Source organism: Streptomyces sp. NPDC001880, from assembly GCF_053594575.1.
Map to the genome: position 1 here is coordinate 88,681 of NZ_JBSFET010000003.1, position 15,844 is coordinate 104,524.

Here is a 15,844-nt window from a genome sequence, read left to right on the forward strand (position 1 = left end):
CTTCGATCGTCGACCCGCGCCCTACTCGGCGGCCTTCTTCCGGCCAGCCCTCTTCTTCTCCGGGCGCCAGGCGCGGAGGTCGTCCTGTGACAGGTTGCGGTCCGCACAGCCACGGTTCAGCGCGGTCTGGAACTCCTGGGCGGGGTTGTCACCCCACTCCTCTTCGTACGCGTCGTACCACTGGTGGACCCACGGCATGATCTCCTGCAGCCCCGCCTGCAGCAACCCGCGCTCTACCTGGGTCAGCAGCGACAGCTCACTGTGGATGTGTACGGAGTCTCCGGTCTGGTCACGGTAACGGGCTGCCCCGTGCCCGGCGTCGGCTCACTGACGGAACTGGTCCGCGCAGGAGGCGGCCTGCCAGACCTGCTGGACGCCGGCGTGACAGCCCTGGACGTGCCACCAGGACCACACGTGTCCGAGGTGCGTCTGCTCCCGCCTCTCCAGCCCACATCCAAAGGAACTTCGTGGACCCGCCCCGCACATGGTGGGGGAAACCCCACCATCAGGTCTCGACCTGGCTGTCATGACCTGGGTCGGAGAGTTGGCTGCAATGGCCTGGTGCTGACTCACCAGGTACAACAGTCTTTGAAATGCCGGAAGTTGTGGTGCTGCGGATGGCTCGCGGCCGCGGCCTGGGCAGCCGCGTTCCCGCTGGTCTCCACACTCGGGCCGCACCGCCTCTGGGGGATGAGCGCCTGCGTCGGGTATCTGTGCGCGGCCGTCGCGGTCATCTCCTGGCGCTCGCGCGGCCGGGCCGTCTCGGTGTGGATCGCCGGGTTCGGGGCCGTCCTCGTGCCCCTCGCGGTGCTCGTGCTGACCGGTGGGGCGCAGAGCGAGGTCGGCGTCGTGGAGCGCGCCGGGCTGCTGACCATGGGTCAGGGCACTCCTTACCTGGCCGATCCGCAGGCCGTCGTGGAGGTCACCCCCTACCTGCCCGGCATGGCGCTGTTCGGGCTGCCGGGGGCGTTGCTGGATGACGGCTGGGAGCCGTTACGGTTCCTCGGGGACGCGCGGCTCTGGTGCGCGGCGGCCTTCCTCGGCTGCCTCTGGGCGGCGGGTCGTGTCCTCGGCGGCAGAGGCGTCGGACGGCTCGTCGGTGCCGCGCTGATCGCCTCGCCGGTGGTGGCGCTGCCGCTCGCCGTCAGCGGTGTCGACCTGCCGCTCATCGGGCTGCTCTGCCTGACGCTGGCGCTGGCCGCCCGGCACCGTCCGGTGGCCGCCGGGCTCGCCCTCGCGCTGGCGTGTTCCCTGAAGTGGACGGCGTGGCCCGCTCTTGCCGTGGTCGCGGCCCTCCTGGCCCACCGCACGGGGCTGTCCGCCGCCGTCCGCGCCACAGGGGTGGCGGTGGCCGGGACGGTCCTGGCGGTCCTACCGAGCGCCCTGCTGTCGCCGGGCCCCCTGGTCGAGCCCGGCCCCAGCGGCTGGCTGCGCACCACCGCCCGGCTGCTCGGCGCCCGCAACGTGACGGTCCACCGAACCGCCCTCGGCGCCCGCACCGGACACGGCACGCTGAGCCTGCCGGTTCGCCGAGGGCTGCCGGTACACGGCCGGGCCTACCTCTTGGAGGGGAGTCGCGGACCGGGACCGAACGCAGAGTTCCGCACCGCCCGTACGGTGCGCACACCCGTCCGGACGCTCGACCAGCTCACCCTGGAGACAGGGCTCGAACGGCTCTCCTTCATCAAGGCCGACGTCGAGGGCGCCGAACTGGCCGTGCTGCGCGGCGGCTCCGCCACGCTGCGGCGGCACCGGCCCACGCTGCTCCTGGAGATCGAGCACCGGCACCTCGCGAAGTACGGCAGTGACCCGGCCGAAGTGCTGAGCCATCTGGGGAGCTACGGCTACCGCGCGCACCGCAGGCAGCACGGCCGCTGGGTCACCGCCCCCTGGATCACCGAGGACCACCGCAACTACCTCTTCACCGCCTGACCGCCCCGTCCCCCGTTCCCGCAACCTCCGTGAGGCAGCGACCACTCATGAACACCACCCTGATCGTCACCAACGACTTCCCGCCGCGCCAAGGCGGCATCGAGACGTTCGTGCACGCGATGGCGGCACGCGTCCCCGGCAACGACGTGGTCGTCTACACCTCGTCCGAACCGGGCGCCGCGGCGTACGACGCCACGCTGCCCTTCCCGGTGATCAGGGACCCCAGCCGCATGCTGCTGCCGACCCCCAGGGTGACCGGGCGGGCCCTGGAGATCGCCCGCGAACACGGTTGCGACCGGGCGTGGTTCGGGGCGGCGGCGCCGCTCGCCGCGATGGCGCCGGCGTTGCGACGCGGAGGGCTGCGCCGCCTGGTCGCCACCACGCACGGCCACGAGATCTGGTGGGCCCGTACTCCCGGGGCGCGGCAGGTCATGCGACGCATAGGCGACCATGTCGATGTCGTCACCTACCTGGGCGAGTACACCCGGCGCCGCATCGCGCCCGCTCTGGGGCCCCGTGCCCAGCTCGCGCGGCTGGTGCCGGGGGTGGACACGGCGGAGTTCCGGCCCGCGCCCGGCCAGGCGAGGAAGGTCCGTGAACGCCATGGCCTGGTGGGCCGGAAGGTCGTCCTGTGCGTCTCCCGGCTGGTGGCGCGCAAGGGCCAGGACACGCTGATACGGGCGCTGCCCCGCATCCGGCGCGCGGTGCCCGACGCGGTGCTGCTCATCGTGGGCGACGGCCCGGACCGGGAGCGGCTGCACAAGCTGGCGGGCCGGTACGGGGAGGGCCATGTCGTCTTCGCCGGGGGCCTCGACCACGCCTCGACGGCCGCGTACTACGCGGCTGCCGACGCCTTCGCCATGCCCTGCCGGACCCGGAAGGCGGGGCTGGAGGCGGAAGGGCTGGGCATCGTCTTCCTGGAGGCGTCCGCCAGCGGCCTGCCCGTCGTGGTCGGCGACTCGGGCGGCGCGCCGGACACCGTGCTCGACGGGCAGACGGGCACGGTGGTCGACGGCACGGACCCGTCCGCCGTCGCCGACGCCGTTTCGGCCGTCCTCACCGATCCGGTGCGGGCCGCCGCCATGGGGCAGGCCGGGCGGACGTGGGTGGAGGACCACTGGTCCTGGGACGCGTCGGCGGACCGCCTGAACCAGCTCCTCACCCCGGGCACCGACCGGCTGCGGACCCGCGCCTTCGGCGAGTGACCCGGGCCGGGCGGCGCGGCGCCGGGGCTCAGGCCGAAGGGTCCTCGCGACGGAGATGGGCGAGCACGGCGAGGACCCGGCGGTTGCCCTCGGCCGGGTCGAGGTCCAGCTTCATGAAGATGCTGCTGGCGTGCTTGACCACCGACGCCTCGGTGATGGTGAGCCGCTGCGCGATGGCCTGGTTGTTGAGGCCCTCCGCCATCACGGCGAGCACCTCCCGCTCGCGGGGGGTGAGCCGCTGGAGCGGCTTGTCGGCGGCTCCCTGCTGGAGCACCACCCGCACCACTTCCGGGTCGATCACGGTCTGCCCGGAGGCGACCCGGTCGAGTGCGTCGAGGAAATCGGTGACGTCCCCGACCCGGTCCTTCAGCAGGTAGCCGAGGCCGCCCGCGGCCGGCGAACCGCCCAGCAGCTGGGTGGCGTAGGCGGTGGCCACGTACTGCGACAGCACCAGCACTGGCAGGGACGGATCCTCGCGGCGCAGTTCCAGGGCCGCGCGCAGCCCCTCGTCGCGGAAGCCGGGCGGCATCCGTACGTCGGTGATGACCACGTCCGGCCGGTCGGCTTCCACCGCGCGGGCCAGCTCCTCGGCGTTCCCGACGGCGGCGGTCACCTGGTGTCCGACCCGGGAGAGCAGTTCGACCAGTCCGGCGCGTAACAGGACGGCGTCCTCGGCCAGCACTACGCGGAGCACGGAACCTCCACACGGAGCTGGGTGGGTCCGCCGACGGGACTGGTCACGATGAGCCTGCCTTTCAGAATGGCCACCCGGTCCGCCAATCCTTGCAGACCGGCACCGGCCTCGGGGTCGGCGCCGCCGTGGCCGTCGTCGGTGACGAGCAGGACGAGGGTGTCGCCCCGCAGCCGGCCCACGATGGACACCTGGTCCGCGCCGCTGTGCTTGGAGGCGTTGGTGAGCGCCTCGGTGATGGTGAAGTACGCCGTGGTCTCCAGGGCGGACGGCAGCCGGTGCGGCAGATCCAGGTCGACGGTGACGGGAATGGGGTTGCGCAGGGCGAGTTCGGCGACCGCGGCGGGCAGTCCGTGGTCGGTGAGCACCTGCGGATGGATGCCGCGTACCAGCGAACGCAGCTGCTCCAGGGCCTGACGGGCCTCGCCCCTGGCCCGGGTGACGAGCGGCCCGGCGCCCGAGTCCTGGCCGCGCAGCTCCAGTTCGGCCAGGCCCAGCGTCATGGTGAGCGCGACGAGCTGCTGCTGGGCGCCGTCGTGCAGGTCCCGCTCGATGCGGCGGCGCTCGGCCTCGAAGGCGTCGACCAACCGGGCCCGGGAACGGGTGAGTTCGATGACCCGGTTGCTGAAGTCCTCGTCGCGGGCGGAGATCAGGAACTGGGCGACGCGCACCTGGACACCGGCCAGCAGCCCGCCCGCGTACGCCGAGACCACCAGGCCGAACAGCCCGGCGGCGCTGCCGGGCAGAGCGGCGACGGGGTCGGAGATCGGCTGTCCGGGCACCAGCATCACCGTGTCGGGGGCGATGGCCCAGACGATCACGGGTGTCGCCATGAGGATCAGCGAGAACCCGAGCAGCGCGGCGAAACCGATTCCGGTCGCCGTGAAGACGATCCCGAGCAGCAGCGTGTACGCCAGCTCGCGCCAGGTCGCCCGTTCCCGCAGCCGGGTACGCAGCCACGGCAGCGCGCTCGTCCCGGGCAGGGAGCCGTGCGGGTCGAGCAGCGGTTCCGGTTCGACGAGCCGTAACCGGCGCCGCTCCAGGGCCGCGACGGGCAGGCCGAGGACGGCCAGGGCCAGCAGGAGCAGCAACCCGACGCCCACCACCGAGAGGCCCACGCCGACCAGGAACAGGGCGGCGCACAGGAGCAGGACCACGGGTCCCACGACCAGGCCGCTCAGCAGGAAGGCCCAGGAGCGCAGCGGCCAGGCGGAGACCAGGAAGCGCACCGGACGCCGTCGCACGGCCTCCCAGACGGCAACGGTCATGGTCGGTGTTCCTCCGAGGGCCGTGGCGCGGGCGGGTGCACCCCGGCACTCTAACCGCCCGGCGGCGGGCGCCGGTGGTAGGGAAAACCCTCCCCCCGACACTCCTCGCAGACCCACTGACCCGGGCCCTCGCCTCTGCTGGACTGGGAACATGCCACTGCTCACCGACATCCAGCTCCCCGCCATCCAGCTCGCGGGCGTCTCCAAGAGCTATCCGAGCGCCGCGGGTCCCGTCCCCGTACTGCGCGAGGTCAGCCTGGGGATCCCGCAGCGGGCACTGACCGCGGTGATGGGCCCCTCCGGTTCCGGCAAGACCACGCTGCTGAACTGCGCGGCGGGGCTCGACAAGCCCGACTCCGGCAAGGTCCTGCTCGGTGAGACCGACCTGGCGGCCTGCGGCGAACGCGAGCTGACCGTGGTGCGCCGCAGCCGCATCGGCTTCGTCTTCCAGCAGTTCAACCTTCTGCCGATGCTGAGCGCGTACGAGAACGTGGCGCTGCCGCTGCGGCTGCAGCGCGGGCGGGTGCGCCGGGAGCGGGTCATGGAGGCGCTGCGTCAGGTGGGGCTGGCGGACATGGCGAGCCGGCGCCCGGCGCAGCTCTCCGGTGGCCAGCAGCAGCGGGTGGCGATCGCGCGGACCTTGGTGGCCGAGCCGGAGATCGTGTTCGCCGACGAGCCCACCGGCTCCCTGGACCGCCGCAGCGGGCGGCAGATCATGGAGCTGCTGCGCGACACGGTCGACCGGGCCGGGCGCACGGTGGCGATGGTCACCCACGATCCGGCGGCCGCCGCCTGCGCGGACCGCGTGGTCTTCCTCTCCGACGGCCAGGTCGTCGGCAAGCTCGACCATCCGACGGCCGAGGCGGTCGCCCAGCAGCTCAGCCTGTGGGAGCGGTGATGTGGCGCATCTCGTTGCAGTCGGTGCGTCACTACTGGGCCCTGTTCGCCGGGACGTTCGTCGCGCTCGCGCTCGGCGTCGCGCTGATCGGCGTCTCGGCGTCGGCGCTCGCGGCGACCTGGGCGGTGGACGGGACGCCGGACGGCTCGACGCCCTCGGCGACCCTGAAGGACGGCACCGGTGCGGCCCGCACCCTCTCCAGCGGTGACCTGGACATGGGCGGGGTGCAGAGCGTGCTGGCGATGGCCGGGGTGGTGTCGGCGTTCGTGACGGTCTTCGTCATCGCCGGGACCGGTGCCTTCGGCATCGCGCTGCGCCGCCGCGACATGGGGTTGCTCCGCCTGGTGGGGGCGGGCGGCGGTCAGGTGCGCCGGATGGCGCTCGGTGAGTCCCTGGCGGTGGCGGTGCCGGCCGCGGTGGTCGGCTGCGTGGTCGCCGCGGTGGCCGCGCCGGTCACCGTCGAGGCGTTGAACGGGACCGGTCTGTCGCCGGTCGACCTGCGAACGGGCCCGCTGCTGTGGCCTTCGGTGTTCGCCGCGGGCAGCGGTCTGGTCATCGCCCTGCTCGGCATGGTGGCCGCCTCGAAGCGGGCTTCCCGGGCACGGCCGACCGAGGCCCTGCGCGAGGCCGACCTCGACTCCCGCACGATGACGGTGGGGCGTGCGGTGACCGGTGTGGCGGCGCTGCTCGCCGGTGCGGTGATGGTGGCGCTCGCGCCGGGCTCGGGCGCCGAGGCGGCGACGCCGCTGGCACTGTTCGGCACGATGGCGCTGGCCGTCGCGGCCACCCTGCTCGGGCCGCTGTACCTGCCGCCGCTGCTGCGCCTGATGGCGCTGACGCTGCGCTGGGCGGACCCGGTGGCGGGACGGCTGGCGGCGGAGTCGGTGCGTACCTCCCGGCGGCGGACCGCGTCGCTGGTCGGGCCGGTGCTGGCGATCCTCGCGATCGTCGGGATCTTCACCACGGTGCTCTCCACCACGGGCGCGGCGACCTCGGCGGACGACCGGGCGCGGACCACCGCTCAGCTCGTGGTCGAGCCCGCCCGGGACGGTGCCGGGCTGGACCAGGACACGGTCGGCCGGCTGCGGGAGGACCCGCGGGTGGCCGCCGTCTCGGCCCCCGCGCCGCTGGAGATCGCGGTGGCCGGACCGTACTCGGTGTGGAAGGAGCAGGCGGCGCTGGCGGACCCGATGGCGCTCTCCCGTACGCACCGGATCACCGTGGTGGACGGCTCCCTCGGGCCACTGGAGCCGGGCACGGTGGCGGTCTCGCGGGAGTTCGCCGAGTGGTACGGGCACCACGCGGGCTCCACGGTCACCTACAGCCTGTTCGGCGGCGAGCCGGTCCGGGCGAAGGTCGCTGCGGTGCTGGACGGCGGTTCCGCCGTGCCCCCGGTGGTGCTGCCGCCGGACACCCGGGGCGCCTCTCCCGCTCCGCGCCCGGAGCGTGCGGCGGTGCTGCTCGACGAGCGGGGCGCGGCCTCCGTCGAGGCGGCCGCGGCGGAGCTCACCGAGCGGCTCGGCGCCGACCGGGTGCGGGTGCTGCCGGCCGAGACGTGGTTCGGGAGTGCCGATACCTACCAGGATCGGATGAACAGCCTGGTGCTGGCCGTGCTGACCGTGCCCGCCTCGCTGTACGCGCTGATCGCGGTGGCGAGCACCCTGGTCATGTCCTACAGCAGGCGCGGCCGGGAGATCGCCGGTATGCGGATGATCGGTGTCAGCGCGGGCCAGGTCCGGCGGATGGCGCTGTGGGAGACCCTGGCCACCACGGTGCTGGGGACGCTGATCGCGGCCGCGGTGGTGGCGTGGGGTGCCCACGCCTACCAGGGGTCGCTGAGCGTCTTCGGCGGCGAGGTGCCGCTGAGCGTGCCGTGGGGCGTCCTGGGAACGCTCGTCGCGGCGTGCGTCCTGGTGGGGGTGGTGGTGAGTCTCGCGGCGACCGGGCGCCTCCTGCGCCAGGTCAGCACCGCCACGACGGCCACGCGCCAGTAAAGGGTGACCGCCGCGCCACGCCTATGCTGACAGCCCCACACTTCCCTACACCATTCGGCGACACGCGTCCGCCAATCGGTGGGCACGAACCTTAACCAGCAGGAGCTCCATGCGCGTCGCGATCGCCGAGGATTCCGCGCTCCTACGAGCGGGAATGGCGAGGCTGCTGGCGGACGAGGGCATTGAAGTCGTCGCTTCGTTGGGCGACGCGACAGGGATTGTGGAAGTGGTGCGGACGGCCCGGCCGCACGTGGTCATCATGGATGTCCGGATGCCGCCGACCCACACCGACGAAGGCATTCGGGCCGCCGTCGAGATCCAGCGGCTGGGCACCGGCACCGCCGTCCTGCTGCTCTCGCAGTACGTGGAACCCACGTACGCCGAGGAGTTGGTCCGCGAGGCACCGGCCGGTACGGGCTATCTGCTCAAGCAACGGGTGGGCGACTTCGCGGAGTTCCTCGCTGCGCTGCACCGGGTCCGGCAGGGGGAGACCGTGCTCGACTCGGACATCTTCAAGCAGTTCGTGGGAAGTCCGCGCGAGAAGCGCGCGACGGAATTGCTGACCCCGCGGGAGCGCCAGGTGCTGGAACTCATGGCGACCGGACTGACGAATAGCGGAATCGTCAACCGCCTCGGACCTGCCCCTGGGCCCAGGAACGCGACACCGCCGGCGCCCACCGCCGCCGCAGTCACGCACCACGCCGCCCTGCCCGTGCCCAGCCCCACGCCATCGACCCGACCAACCACCGTGCCAGGCAGGCCCATCCGGACGCCAGGCCGACGGTGCGCCCGCCAGAACGGCCCGCCTACCAGCGTCCAGTCATCTGCCAGCAGTCCACGATCACCGTGCCGGTCGACATCATGCCCAAGCTCCGCCAGGACCTTCCCTGGGGCCGGGCAGCCTGGCAACGGGCGCACCGCAGTCTGCGCAGCCACGTCGAAGGACTCAACGGCCGCGCCAAGAACGTCGAGACGTTCCTGCACTCCCGCGAGAAGCGCCAGAGCCGGGGACGCGTAGCTCAGACCCTGCTGAGCGCCGTCCAGCTCATGGTCGAAAACCTGCGGACCATTGAGTCCTTCCTGCGCGACCAGCGTCTGTGGAAGGAAGAGAACTACACCCTCCGTGATATCCCCGAGACTCCGGACCCCTACGAGAACCCCATCGAAGACGTAGCGGCCAGCAACTCCGCTCCGCCGCCCGAACCGTAGAAACGGCACCGTCGAAGCAGGCACAACCGCACAGCCATCAGCGCGTCGCAGGACCACCCGAGTCCTGCGGCCGCTTCGCCATGCCCGCACAGCCACAGCCAGCTCCGCTCACCGTGCCCACGGCACCGAACCGGGCTTCCCCGAGCGGCATCCGCGTCGTACCAAGCCTGAAAACCACGAAATCCCGCCCAGTTGAATCGACTGGACGGGATTTCGTGAACCGTTCACGAGCTAACTCGTGAACGGCCCGCGGTGGACCTGTGGGGATTTGAACCCCAGACCCCCTCGATGCGAACGAGGTGCGCTACCAGACTGCGCCACAGGCCCTTGCAACGAGTGAAACTCTAGCATCCCGAACGGGGTGCTCGGAAATCCGTTCCGTGCTGGTCAGCCGAGGCGGCGGGGCAGCGGGCCCGGAGCGGGCTCACTCGTTGGCGGCTCTGGGGCGTTCCCCGTCCTCGTACTGGTCGAAGAGCGGGGTCCGGCCCCGGTCCCGGGTGCGGCGGGACTGGTTGGTGCGCTGGCGCGGCGCCGGGTCGACCTGGGGCACGACGGGGTGCGAGGTGCCCGTGGGCTCGGCGGTGCTGGAGCGGGCCGCGCTCCACGTCTCCGGGTTGCCGACCTCGACGCCGCCCGTGGCGCGCGGGGCGACCGGGGCGGTGACGTAGGTGGGCAGCGGAACCGGGACCGGCTCCCAGCTGTCGCCCTGGACCGGGCCGCGCTCGCGCTGCTGGTCGACCCACTCGGCATGGTCCGTCTGCTCGACCAGGGCGCGGCGGCCGGCCTCCTGCGGGGAGACCGCGGGCGCGGGCTCCGGCTCGGGGCGGCGCGCTTCGGGCTCCTCGTCGGGCTCGGCCGGGGCCGCCGCGGCCGGCGGGTGCCTGCGGGTGCGGCTCTCGCGCAGATGCTGCGCCGCCACCTCGGCCCGGCGCCGGTCCATGGTGAAGGCGAACCGGCGCCGCTCCTGGGCCCGCAGATGCACGATGTACGTGCTCAGCAGCACGGCCGGAACCGCGGGCGCCCAGAGGAAGTGGAGGCCGCCGACCGCCGCGACGACCGCGCCGAGGGTGAAGGCCAGGAAGAGGACGACGGTGGTGCGCCGGCGACGCGCGAGGACCTGCAGGCGCTGGGCGCGCCGGACGCGCTCGGCGTCCGTCCCGCCGGCGCGCTGGCGTGCGCGCCGCGCGGAAGCCGGTGCCTTCGCCTGGGCCTTTACCTGGGCTTTTGCCTGAGTCTTTGCCTGGGCCGGTGCCGGTTCCGGGCGCTCCTCGGGAGTGCGCTCCGGCGCGCGCCCCGGGTCGTGCACCCGGGCTTCGGTGTGCGCGTCGGGTGCGGCGAAGGCCCGGACGTCCACGGAATCCAGTCGGTCCGTGTCGACGTCCGGGTCTGCGCCGGGCTCCGCCTGCTCACCGATGCGCTCCCGCAGGTCCTTGGCGTACCGGCGCTCCATCGCCGCTCGTCCGGACAGCAGCCGGATGGCGGTGCTGAAGCGTTCTGTCGGACGGGCTTCGTTGAGCTCGTCCTGCCTGCGGAGCCACATCGGCACCAAGTAGGCGGCCCAGGCCCCGACGATGACTGCATAGATGAGGCCGCTGCTGCTCACATCTCACACCGTAGAGGGGTTTGCGCGGAGGCATCCGCCAATTGGCCCGGTGTGTCGCACAATCCGGCTGATATCACAGACTTTTTTTGTGATTCTTCAGATCAACCATGGGCGTTTGTGAGTTCGGCATGGGCCAACTGCCGATCAATATCGAACACTTATTTCATTTCCCGCGGTGTTCCAGGTCGCGACCGGTGCCAGCGCCCGAGCAGTCCGTCGGGTACTTCCTCCGCGGTGAGCGCATAGATGAGGTGGTCCCGCCAGGCACCGTCGATGTGGAGATAGCGCGGGCGCAGACCTTCCTCGCGGAATCCCAGTTTCTCCACGACCCTTCTGCTGGGCCCGTTCTCCGGCCGGATGCACACCTCGATGCGGTGCAGTCCGACCGTGCGGAAGCAGTGGTCGACGGCGAGCGCCACCGCGGTCGGCATCACGCCCCGGCCGGCCACCGCCTGGTCGACCCAGTAGCCGACATGGCCCGAGCACATCGAGCCCCAGGTGATCCCGGCGACCGTCAGCTGACCGACCAGCCGGCCCTCGTACTCGATGGCGAAGGGCAGCATCCGGCCCGCGTTGGCCTCGGCGCGCAGATGACGGATCATCTGACGGTACGTGGGGCGCTGGGCCACCGGCCCGCCCGGGGCGGGCGGCGGGACGGTCGCCTCCCAGGGGCGCAGCCACTCGCGGTTGCGCCGGTTGACCTCGCGCCACATGCGCTGGTCGCGCAGTTTGATCGGCCGGAGCACGATCTCGCCGTCGCTGAGGACCACCGGCCAGGTCGAGACGTTCAGCTCGGGCTCCCCGGTCGGGGGTGATCGCCGCCGCGCAGCTGGTCGACGGCGTGCACCAGGAGACGGGCGAGGACGGCGAGTCCGTCGCGCACCCCGCCGGTGGAGCCCGGCAGGTTCACGATGAGCGTGCGGCCCGCGACACCCGCGAGGCCCCTGGAGAGCGCGGCGGTGGGGACCTTGTCGCGGCCCTCGGCGCGGATCGCCTCCGGGATGCCGGGGATCTCGCTGTCCAGGACGCGGCGGGTGGCCTCGGGGGTGCGGTCGGTGGGCGAGATGCCCGTACCGCCGGTCGTGACGATGACGTCGTACCCGGCGGCCGCTCCGGCGCGCAGGGCCTGTTCGACGGGGTCGCCGTCGGGCACGACCTGCGGGCCGTCGACGGCGAAGCCGAGCTGCGTGAGCGCCTCGGAGATCAGGGGGCCGCCCCTGTCGGCGTAGACGCCGGCCGAGGCGCGGTTGGAGGCGGTGACGACCAGGGCGCGGTAGGGGGACGGGGCCGGTGACGACCAGGGCGCCGTCACGCGTCCGCTCCGTCGGCCCCGGTGCGCCGGTAGTCGCCGGACTTGCCGCCCGACTTCGATTCGACCCGTACATCCGTGATGACCGCCGCCTTGTCGACTGCCTTGATCATGTCGATCACGGTGAGCGCGGCGACGGAGACCGCGGTCAGGGCCTCCATCTCGACGCCCGTGCGGTCCGTGGTCTTCACGGTGGCCAGGATCTCCACCGCGTCGTCGGCGACGCTCAGGTCGACCTTGACGCCGGAGACGGCCAGCGGGTGGCAGAGCGGGATCAGGTCGGGGGTGCGCTTGGCTCCCATGATCCCGGCGATCCGGGCGGTCGCGAGGGCGTCGCCCTTGGGGACTCCCTCGCCGCGGAGCAGTTCGACGACGCGCGGCGAGACGAGGACCCGGCCGCTGGCGCGGGCCACCCGCGCGGTGACGTCCTTCTCCGAGACGTCGACCATGCGGGCCGCACCCGCCTCGTCGATGTGCGTCAGCCTGTTCTGCGTACTCAACTCACTCCGCCTCGCGGTAGGGCGCCGGTTGCCCGCTCGGCCCGCACCGGGGTGCGGGCCGGGGGCCCGGGGGTGTCCCCGGGAAGGCACAGCGCCAGACACCGTACCGCCACCGCCAGGGAATCAGCGGAGCAGGATCACCTCGGTGTCCGTGCCGGGCTCGGCGGAGGTGACGTCCTCGGGCAGCACGATCAGCGCGTCCGCCCGCGCGAGCGCGCCGATCAGATGCGATCCGGCACCGCCGACGGGGGTGACCGTGCCGGCCTCCGCGTCGTACGTACCGCGCAGGAACTGGCGTTTGCCGGAGGGCGAGGTGAGTGCCTTGTCGGCGTCCAGCACGGCCCGGACAGTGGGGCGGTTCACGTCCGGAAGCCCCATCAGGGCGCGGATCACGGGCCGTACGAACAGCTCGAAGGAGACGTACGAGGAGACGGGGTTGCCGGGCAGCGCCAGCAGCGGGGTGTGGTCGGGGCCGATCGAGCCGAAGCCCTGCGGCTTGCCCGGCTGCATGGCGAGCCTGCGGAAGTCGATGCCGCTGCCCGGCTCGTCCTCGTCGCCCACCGAGGAGAGGGCTTCCTTGACGACGTCGTACGCGCCGACGCTGACGCCTCCGGTGGTGACGACGATGTCGGCGCGGATCAGCTGGTCCTCGATCGTGGCACGGAGCGTGTCGGCGTCGTCGGTGACGGCGCCGACACGGTAGGCGATCGCTCCGGCGTCCTTGGCCGCGGCCGCGAGCGCGAAGCTGTTCGAGTCGTAGATCCGGCCGCCGGTCAGTTCCTCACCGGGCTGGACCAGTTCACTGCCGGTGGAGATGACGACGACGCGCGGCCGGGGCCGCACCTTCACCGTCGAGCGGCCGATCGCCGCGAGCAGGCCGATCTGCGGCGGGCCGAGGACCGATCCGGCGCTGAGCGCCAGATCGCCCGGCTTGACGTCGCTGCCGCGGGCCCTGACATGGGCGCGGGCCTCCACGGGGCGGTGCACCCGGACCTCGCCGCCCGCCCCCTCCGGGGCGTCGCTCAGGGAGCGCATGGTGTCGGCGGGGCCGCCGCCCGTACCGCCGTCGGTCCACTCGACCGGGACCACGGCCTCGGCGCCGGCCGGCATCGGGGCGCCGGTCATGATCCGGGCGGCCTCGCCGGGGCCGACGGCCCGGTCGCCGGGCAGGCCGTCGCTGCCCGCCGCGATGTCACCGATGACCGTGAGCACCGCGGGGAACTCCTCGTCGGCGCCCTCGACATCGGCGACACGGACCGCGTACCCGTCCATCGAGCTGTTGTCGAAGGGCGGCAGAGCGATCTCCACCATGACGTCCTCGACGAGGACGCAGCCCTGGGCATCGTGCAGTTGCAGCTCGATGGGTTCGAGCGGGCGCACCGCTTCGAGAATGTCTGCCAGGTGCTCGTCCACCGACCACATCGTGCTGCTCAAAGTGCTACATCTCCTCGGTGACGTAACTGCGGAGCCAGGTCTTGAAGTCCGGGCCCAGGTCTTCACGTTCGCACGCGAGTCTGACAATGGCACGGAGATAGTCGCTCCGGTCACCGGTGTCATAGCGGCGGCCCTTGAAGACGACACCGTGCACGGGGCCGCCGATCTTCTCGTCCTCGGCGAGGAGCTGGAGCGCGTCGGTGAGCTGGATCTCGCCACCGCGGCCCGGCCCGGTCCTGCGCAGTATGTCGAAGACGGCGGGGTCCAGGACGTAGCGGCCGATGATGGCGAGGTTGCTGGGCGCCTCGGCGGCCTCGGGCTTCTCGACGAGGCCGCTGATGCGCACCACATCGCCCTCGGCAGTGGGCTCGACGGCCGCGCAGCCGTACTGGTGGATCTGCTCCGGCGAGACCTCCATCAGCGCGATGACACTGCCGCCCTCGCGCTCCTGGATCTCGACCATGCGGGCCAGCAGCGGGTCGCGCGGGTCGATCAGGTCGTCGCCGAGGAGGACCGCGAACGGCTGGTCACCGACGTGCGGTGCGGCGCACAGCACGGCGTGGCCGAGGCCGCGCGGGTCGCCCTGCCGGACGTAGTGCATGGTGGCCAGGTCGCTCGACTCCTGGACCTTCTTGAGCCGTTCGGCGTCTCCCTTGCGGGTGAGCGCGGACTCCAGCTCGTAATTACGGTCGAAGTGGTCTTCCAGCGGACGCTTGTTGCGGCCGGTGATCATCAGTACGTCGGAGAGGCCGGCGGTCACCGCTTCCTCGACGACGTACTGGATCGCGGGCTTGTCGACCACAGGCAGCATCTCCTTGGGAGTGGCTTTGGTGGCCGGCAGGAAGCGGGTGCCGAGGCCCGCGGCCGGGATGACAGCCTTGCTGATCCTGGGGTGCGACTGAGTCATGCGCAGAACCATAACCGGTGCTTATGTGAGGAAGGTGAGGCTCCGGTTAACTTTGTACGCCTATACGTACATATGAGAGATCCAGGGGTGCCCGTTGAGCACTGAGATGTCCCGAAAGACACTGCTCCGGCGTGAACTGCTGGCCGCACGGCGTCTTCTGAGCAGGGAAGACGTGGATAACGCCGCGATGGTTCTGTCCCGGGGCGCACTGGCTCTCCCGGAGCTGTCCGGGGCCCGTACCGTCGCCGCCTACGTCTCGGTGGGCAGCGAGCCGGGCACCCGGGTGCTGCTGGAGGCCCTGCGTGCCCGGGGGGTGCGGGTGCTGCTGCCGGTGCTGCTCGCGGACAACGATCTGGACTGGGCGCCGTACGAGGGGGCGGACCGCCTCGTACGGGCCGGCCGCGGACTGCTGGAGCCGGACGGCGCGCGCCTCGGCCCCGAAGCGGTCCTGGAGGCCGACGCGGTGCTGCTGCCGGGCCTCGCGGTGGACGGGCGCGGGATGCGGCTCGGCCGTGGCGGCGGCAGCTACGACCGGGTGCTGGCCAGGCTCGCCGCGGCCGGGGCACATCCCGCGCTGATCGTCCTGCTGTACGACGACGAGGTGGTCGCGCGGGTCCCGGAGGAACCGCACGACCACCCCGTGGACGTGGTGGTGACACCGTCCGCAAGCCGCCGGACGGACCGTCCAAGCCGCTAAGGGCCTGTCCGGCGGATCATGGCCGGGGAAACGGCGCCTCGCGGCGTTGCCGAAACGTCCGAACAGCTCTGCCATTAAGACGCTCCGGCGCCTTGCGATGCACCGCACCGGACGCCGCGCCCTGTCCGACCCTGATCCACCGGACAGGCCCTGGGCCGTGTCGCCGAACTGCCGTCCGCCGCGCGGGGTCCGGGCGA

The 15,844-nt window shown here is 72.3% G+C and carries 15 protein-coding genes, 1 tRNA gene and 2 pseudogenes; 8 read left to right on the forward strand and 10 right to left on the reverse strand.

Annotated features, from left to right (window positions below):
* Window positions 1–21: 21 nt before the first annotated feature.
* Window positions 22–225 (reverse strand): DUF7008 domain-containing protein, encoded by a 204-nt coding sequence (locus tag ACWCQ6_RS03060; RefSeq protein WP_451085029.1) that lies wholly within the window; start codon window positions 223–225, stop codon window positions 22–24.
* Between the two features lie 81 nt (window positions 226–306).
* Here ACWCQ6_RS03060 and ACWCQ6_RS03065 point away from each other — a divergent pair.
* From ACWCQ6_RS03065 to ACWCQ6_RS03075, 3 genes and pseudogenes are all read left to right on the forward strand, one after another.
* Window positions 307–450: pseudogene (locus ACWCQ6_RS03065) on the forward strand (fumarylacetoacetate hydrolase family protein); the annotation flags it as partial.
* Window positions 451–690: 240 nt separating this feature from the next.
* Window positions 691–1,932: an FkbM family methyltransferase gene (locus ACWCQ6_RS03070; RefSeq protein ID WP_451085113.1), complete on the forward strand. Its 1,242-nt coding sequence runs from the start codon at window positions 691–693 to the stop codon at window positions 1,930–1,932.
* Window positions 1,933–1,979: 47 nt separating this feature from the next.
* Complete coding sequence (locus ACWCQ6_RS03075) at window positions 1,980–3,137, forward strand: glycosyltransferase family 4 protein (protein WP_451085030.1); 1,158 nt, start codon at window positions 1,980–1,982, stop codon at window positions 3,135–3,137.
* A 28-nt stretch (window positions 3,138–3,165) separates the two neighbouring features.
* Here ACWCQ6_RS03075 and ACWCQ6_RS03080 read toward each other — a convergent pair whose 3' ends face one another.
* Window positions 3,166–3,831 (reverse strand): response regulator, encoded by a 666-nt coding sequence (locus tag ACWCQ6_RS03080; RefSeq protein WP_451085031.1) that lies wholly within the window; start codon window positions 3,829–3,831, stop codon window positions 3,166–3,168.
* Window positions 3,819–5,096: a sensor histidine kinase gene (locus ACWCQ6_RS03085; RefSeq protein ID WP_451085032.1), complete on the reverse strand. Its 1,278-nt coding sequence runs from the start codon at window positions 5,094–5,096 to the stop codon at window positions 3,819–3,821. Before ACWCQ6_RS03085 ends, ACWCQ6_RS03080 begins: the two co-directional genes overlap by 13 nt.
* Window positions 5,097–5,247: 151 nt before the next feature.
* Here ACWCQ6_RS03085 and ACWCQ6_RS03090 point away from each other — a divergent pair, with 151 nt between their 5' ends.
* From ACWCQ6_RS03090 to ACWCQ6_RS03105, 4 genes and pseudogenes are all read left to right on the forward strand, one after another.
* The gene (locus tag ACWCQ6_RS03090; RefSeq protein WP_451085033.1) at window positions 5,248–5,994 is read left to right on the forward strand and encodes an ABC transporter ATP-binding protein; all 747 of its coding nucleotides are present in this window, start codon (window positions 5,248–5,250) and stop codon (window positions 5,992–5,994) included.
* A complete protein-coding gene (locus ACWCQ6_RS03095) occupies window positions 5,994–7,988 on the forward strand; it encodes an FtsX-like permease family protein (protein WP_451085034.1) in 1,995 nt (664 codons plus the stop codon). Before ACWCQ6_RS03090 ends, ACWCQ6_RS03095 begins: the two co-directional genes overlap by 1 nt.
* A gap of 154 nt (window positions 7,989–8,142) precedes the next feature.
* Window positions 8,143–8,610: pseudogene (locus ACWCQ6_RS03100) on the forward strand (response regulator); the annotation flags it as partial.
* Between the two features lie 239 nt (window positions 8,611–8,849).
* Window positions 8,850–9,197, forward strand: a complete 348-nt coding sequence (locus ACWCQ6_RS03105) for a hypothetical protein (protein ID WP_451085121.1) — start codon at window positions 8,850–8,852, stop codon at window positions 9,195–9,197.
* A 253-nt stretch (window positions 9,198–9,450) separates the two neighbouring features.
* On the opposite strand, the gene ACWCQ6_RS03110 is transcribed toward ACWCQ6_RS03105, so the two are convergent.
* From ACWCQ6_RS03110 to galU, 7 genes are all read right to left on the reverse strand, one after another.
* A tRNA-Ala gene (locus ACWCQ6_RS03110) sits at window positions 9,451–9,524 on the reverse strand.
* Window positions 9,525–9,621: 97 nt separating this feature from the next.
* Entirely contained in the window at window positions 9,622–10,800 is a 1,179-nt protein-coding gene (sepX, locus tag ACWCQ6_RS03115; protein WP_451085035.1) for a divisome protein SepX/GlpR, read from the reverse strand.
* A 158-nt stretch (window positions 10,801–10,958) separates the two neighbouring features.
* On the reverse strand, window positions 10,959–11,570 hold the full coding sequence (locus ACWCQ6_RS03120) for a GNAT family N-acetyltransferase (protein ID WP_451085036.1): 612 nt from the start codon (window positions 11,568–11,570) through the stop codon (window positions 10,959–10,961).
* Window positions 11,571–11,587: 17 nt separating this feature from the next.
* On the reverse strand, window positions 11,588–12,112 hold the full coding sequence (locus ACWCQ6_RS03125) for a MogA/MoaB family molybdenum cofactor biosynthesis protein (protein WP_451085037.1): 525 nt from the start codon (window positions 12,110–12,112) through the stop codon (window positions 11,588–11,590).
* Window positions 12,109–12,609: a cyclic pyranopterin monophosphate synthase MoaC gene (gene moaC, locus ACWCQ6_RS03130; RefSeq protein ID WP_451085038.1), complete on the reverse strand. Its 501-nt coding sequence runs from the start codon at window positions 12,607–12,609 to the stop codon at window positions 12,109–12,111. The genes ACWCQ6_RS03125 and moaC overlap by 4 nt, the downstream gene beginning before the upstream one ends.
* Before the next feature lie 123 nt (window positions 12,610–12,732).
* A complete protein-coding gene (glp, locus tag ACWCQ6_RS03135; RefSeq protein WP_451085039.1) occupies window positions 12,733–14,043 on the reverse strand; it encodes a molybdotransferase-like divisome protein Glp in 1,311 nt (436 codons plus the stop codon).
* Window positions 14,044–14,047: 4 nt separating this feature from the next.
* Window positions 14,048–14,950, reverse strand: coding sequence for a UTP--glucose-1-phosphate uridylyltransferase GalU (gene galU / locus ACWCQ6_RS03140; protein ID WP_451085040.1), 903 nt, complete (start codon window positions 14,948–14,950; stop codon window positions 14,048–14,050).
* Window positions 14,951–15,056: 106 nt separating this feature from the next.
* Here galU and ACWCQ6_RS03145 point away from each other — a divergent pair, with 106 nt between their 5' ends.
* Window positions 15,057–15,647, forward strand: a complete 591-nt coding sequence (locus ACWCQ6_RS03145; RefSeq protein WP_451085041.1) for a 5-formyltetrahydrofolate cyclo-ligase — start codon at window positions 15,057–15,059, stop codon at window positions 15,645–15,647.
* Window positions 15,648–15,844 lie beyond the last annotated feature (197 nt).

Bases quoted from the DNA above. Each gene is read 5' to 3' on its own strand.
- ACWCQ6_RS03075 (WP_451085030.1), top strand. From the start codon at position 1,980: ATGAACACCACCCTGATCGTCACCAACGACTTCCCGCCGCGCCAAGGC.
- ACWCQ6_RS03095 (WP_451085034.1), top strand. From the start codon at position 5,994: ATGTGGCGCATCTCGTTGCAGTCGGTGCGTCACTACTGGGCCCTGTTC.
- ACWCQ6_RS03105 (WP_451085121.1), top strand. From the start codon at position 8,850: ATGCCCAAGCTCCGCCAGGACCTTCCCTGGGGCCGGGCAGCCTGGCAA.
- ACWCQ6_RS03145 (WP_451085041.1), top strand. From the start codon at position 15,057: ATGTCCCGAAAGACACTGCTCCGGCGTGAACTGCTGGCCGCACGGCGT.
- galU (WP_451085040.1), bottom strand. From the start codon at position 14,950: ATGACTCAGTCGCACCCCAGGATCAGCAAGGCTGTCATCCCGGCCGCG.
- ACWCQ6_RS03085 (WP_451085032.1), bottom strand. From the start codon at position 5,096: ATGACCGTTGCCGTCTGGGAGGCCGTGCGACGGCGTCCGGTGCGCTTC.
- ACWCQ6_RS03070 (WP_451085113.1), top strand. From the start codon at position 691: ATGAGCGCCTGCGTCGGGTATCTGTGCGCGGCCGTCGCGGTCATCTCC.
- ACWCQ6_RS03090 (WP_451085033.1), top strand. From the start codon at position 5,248: ATGCCACTGCTCACCGACATCCAGCTCCCCGCCATCCAGCTCGCGGGC.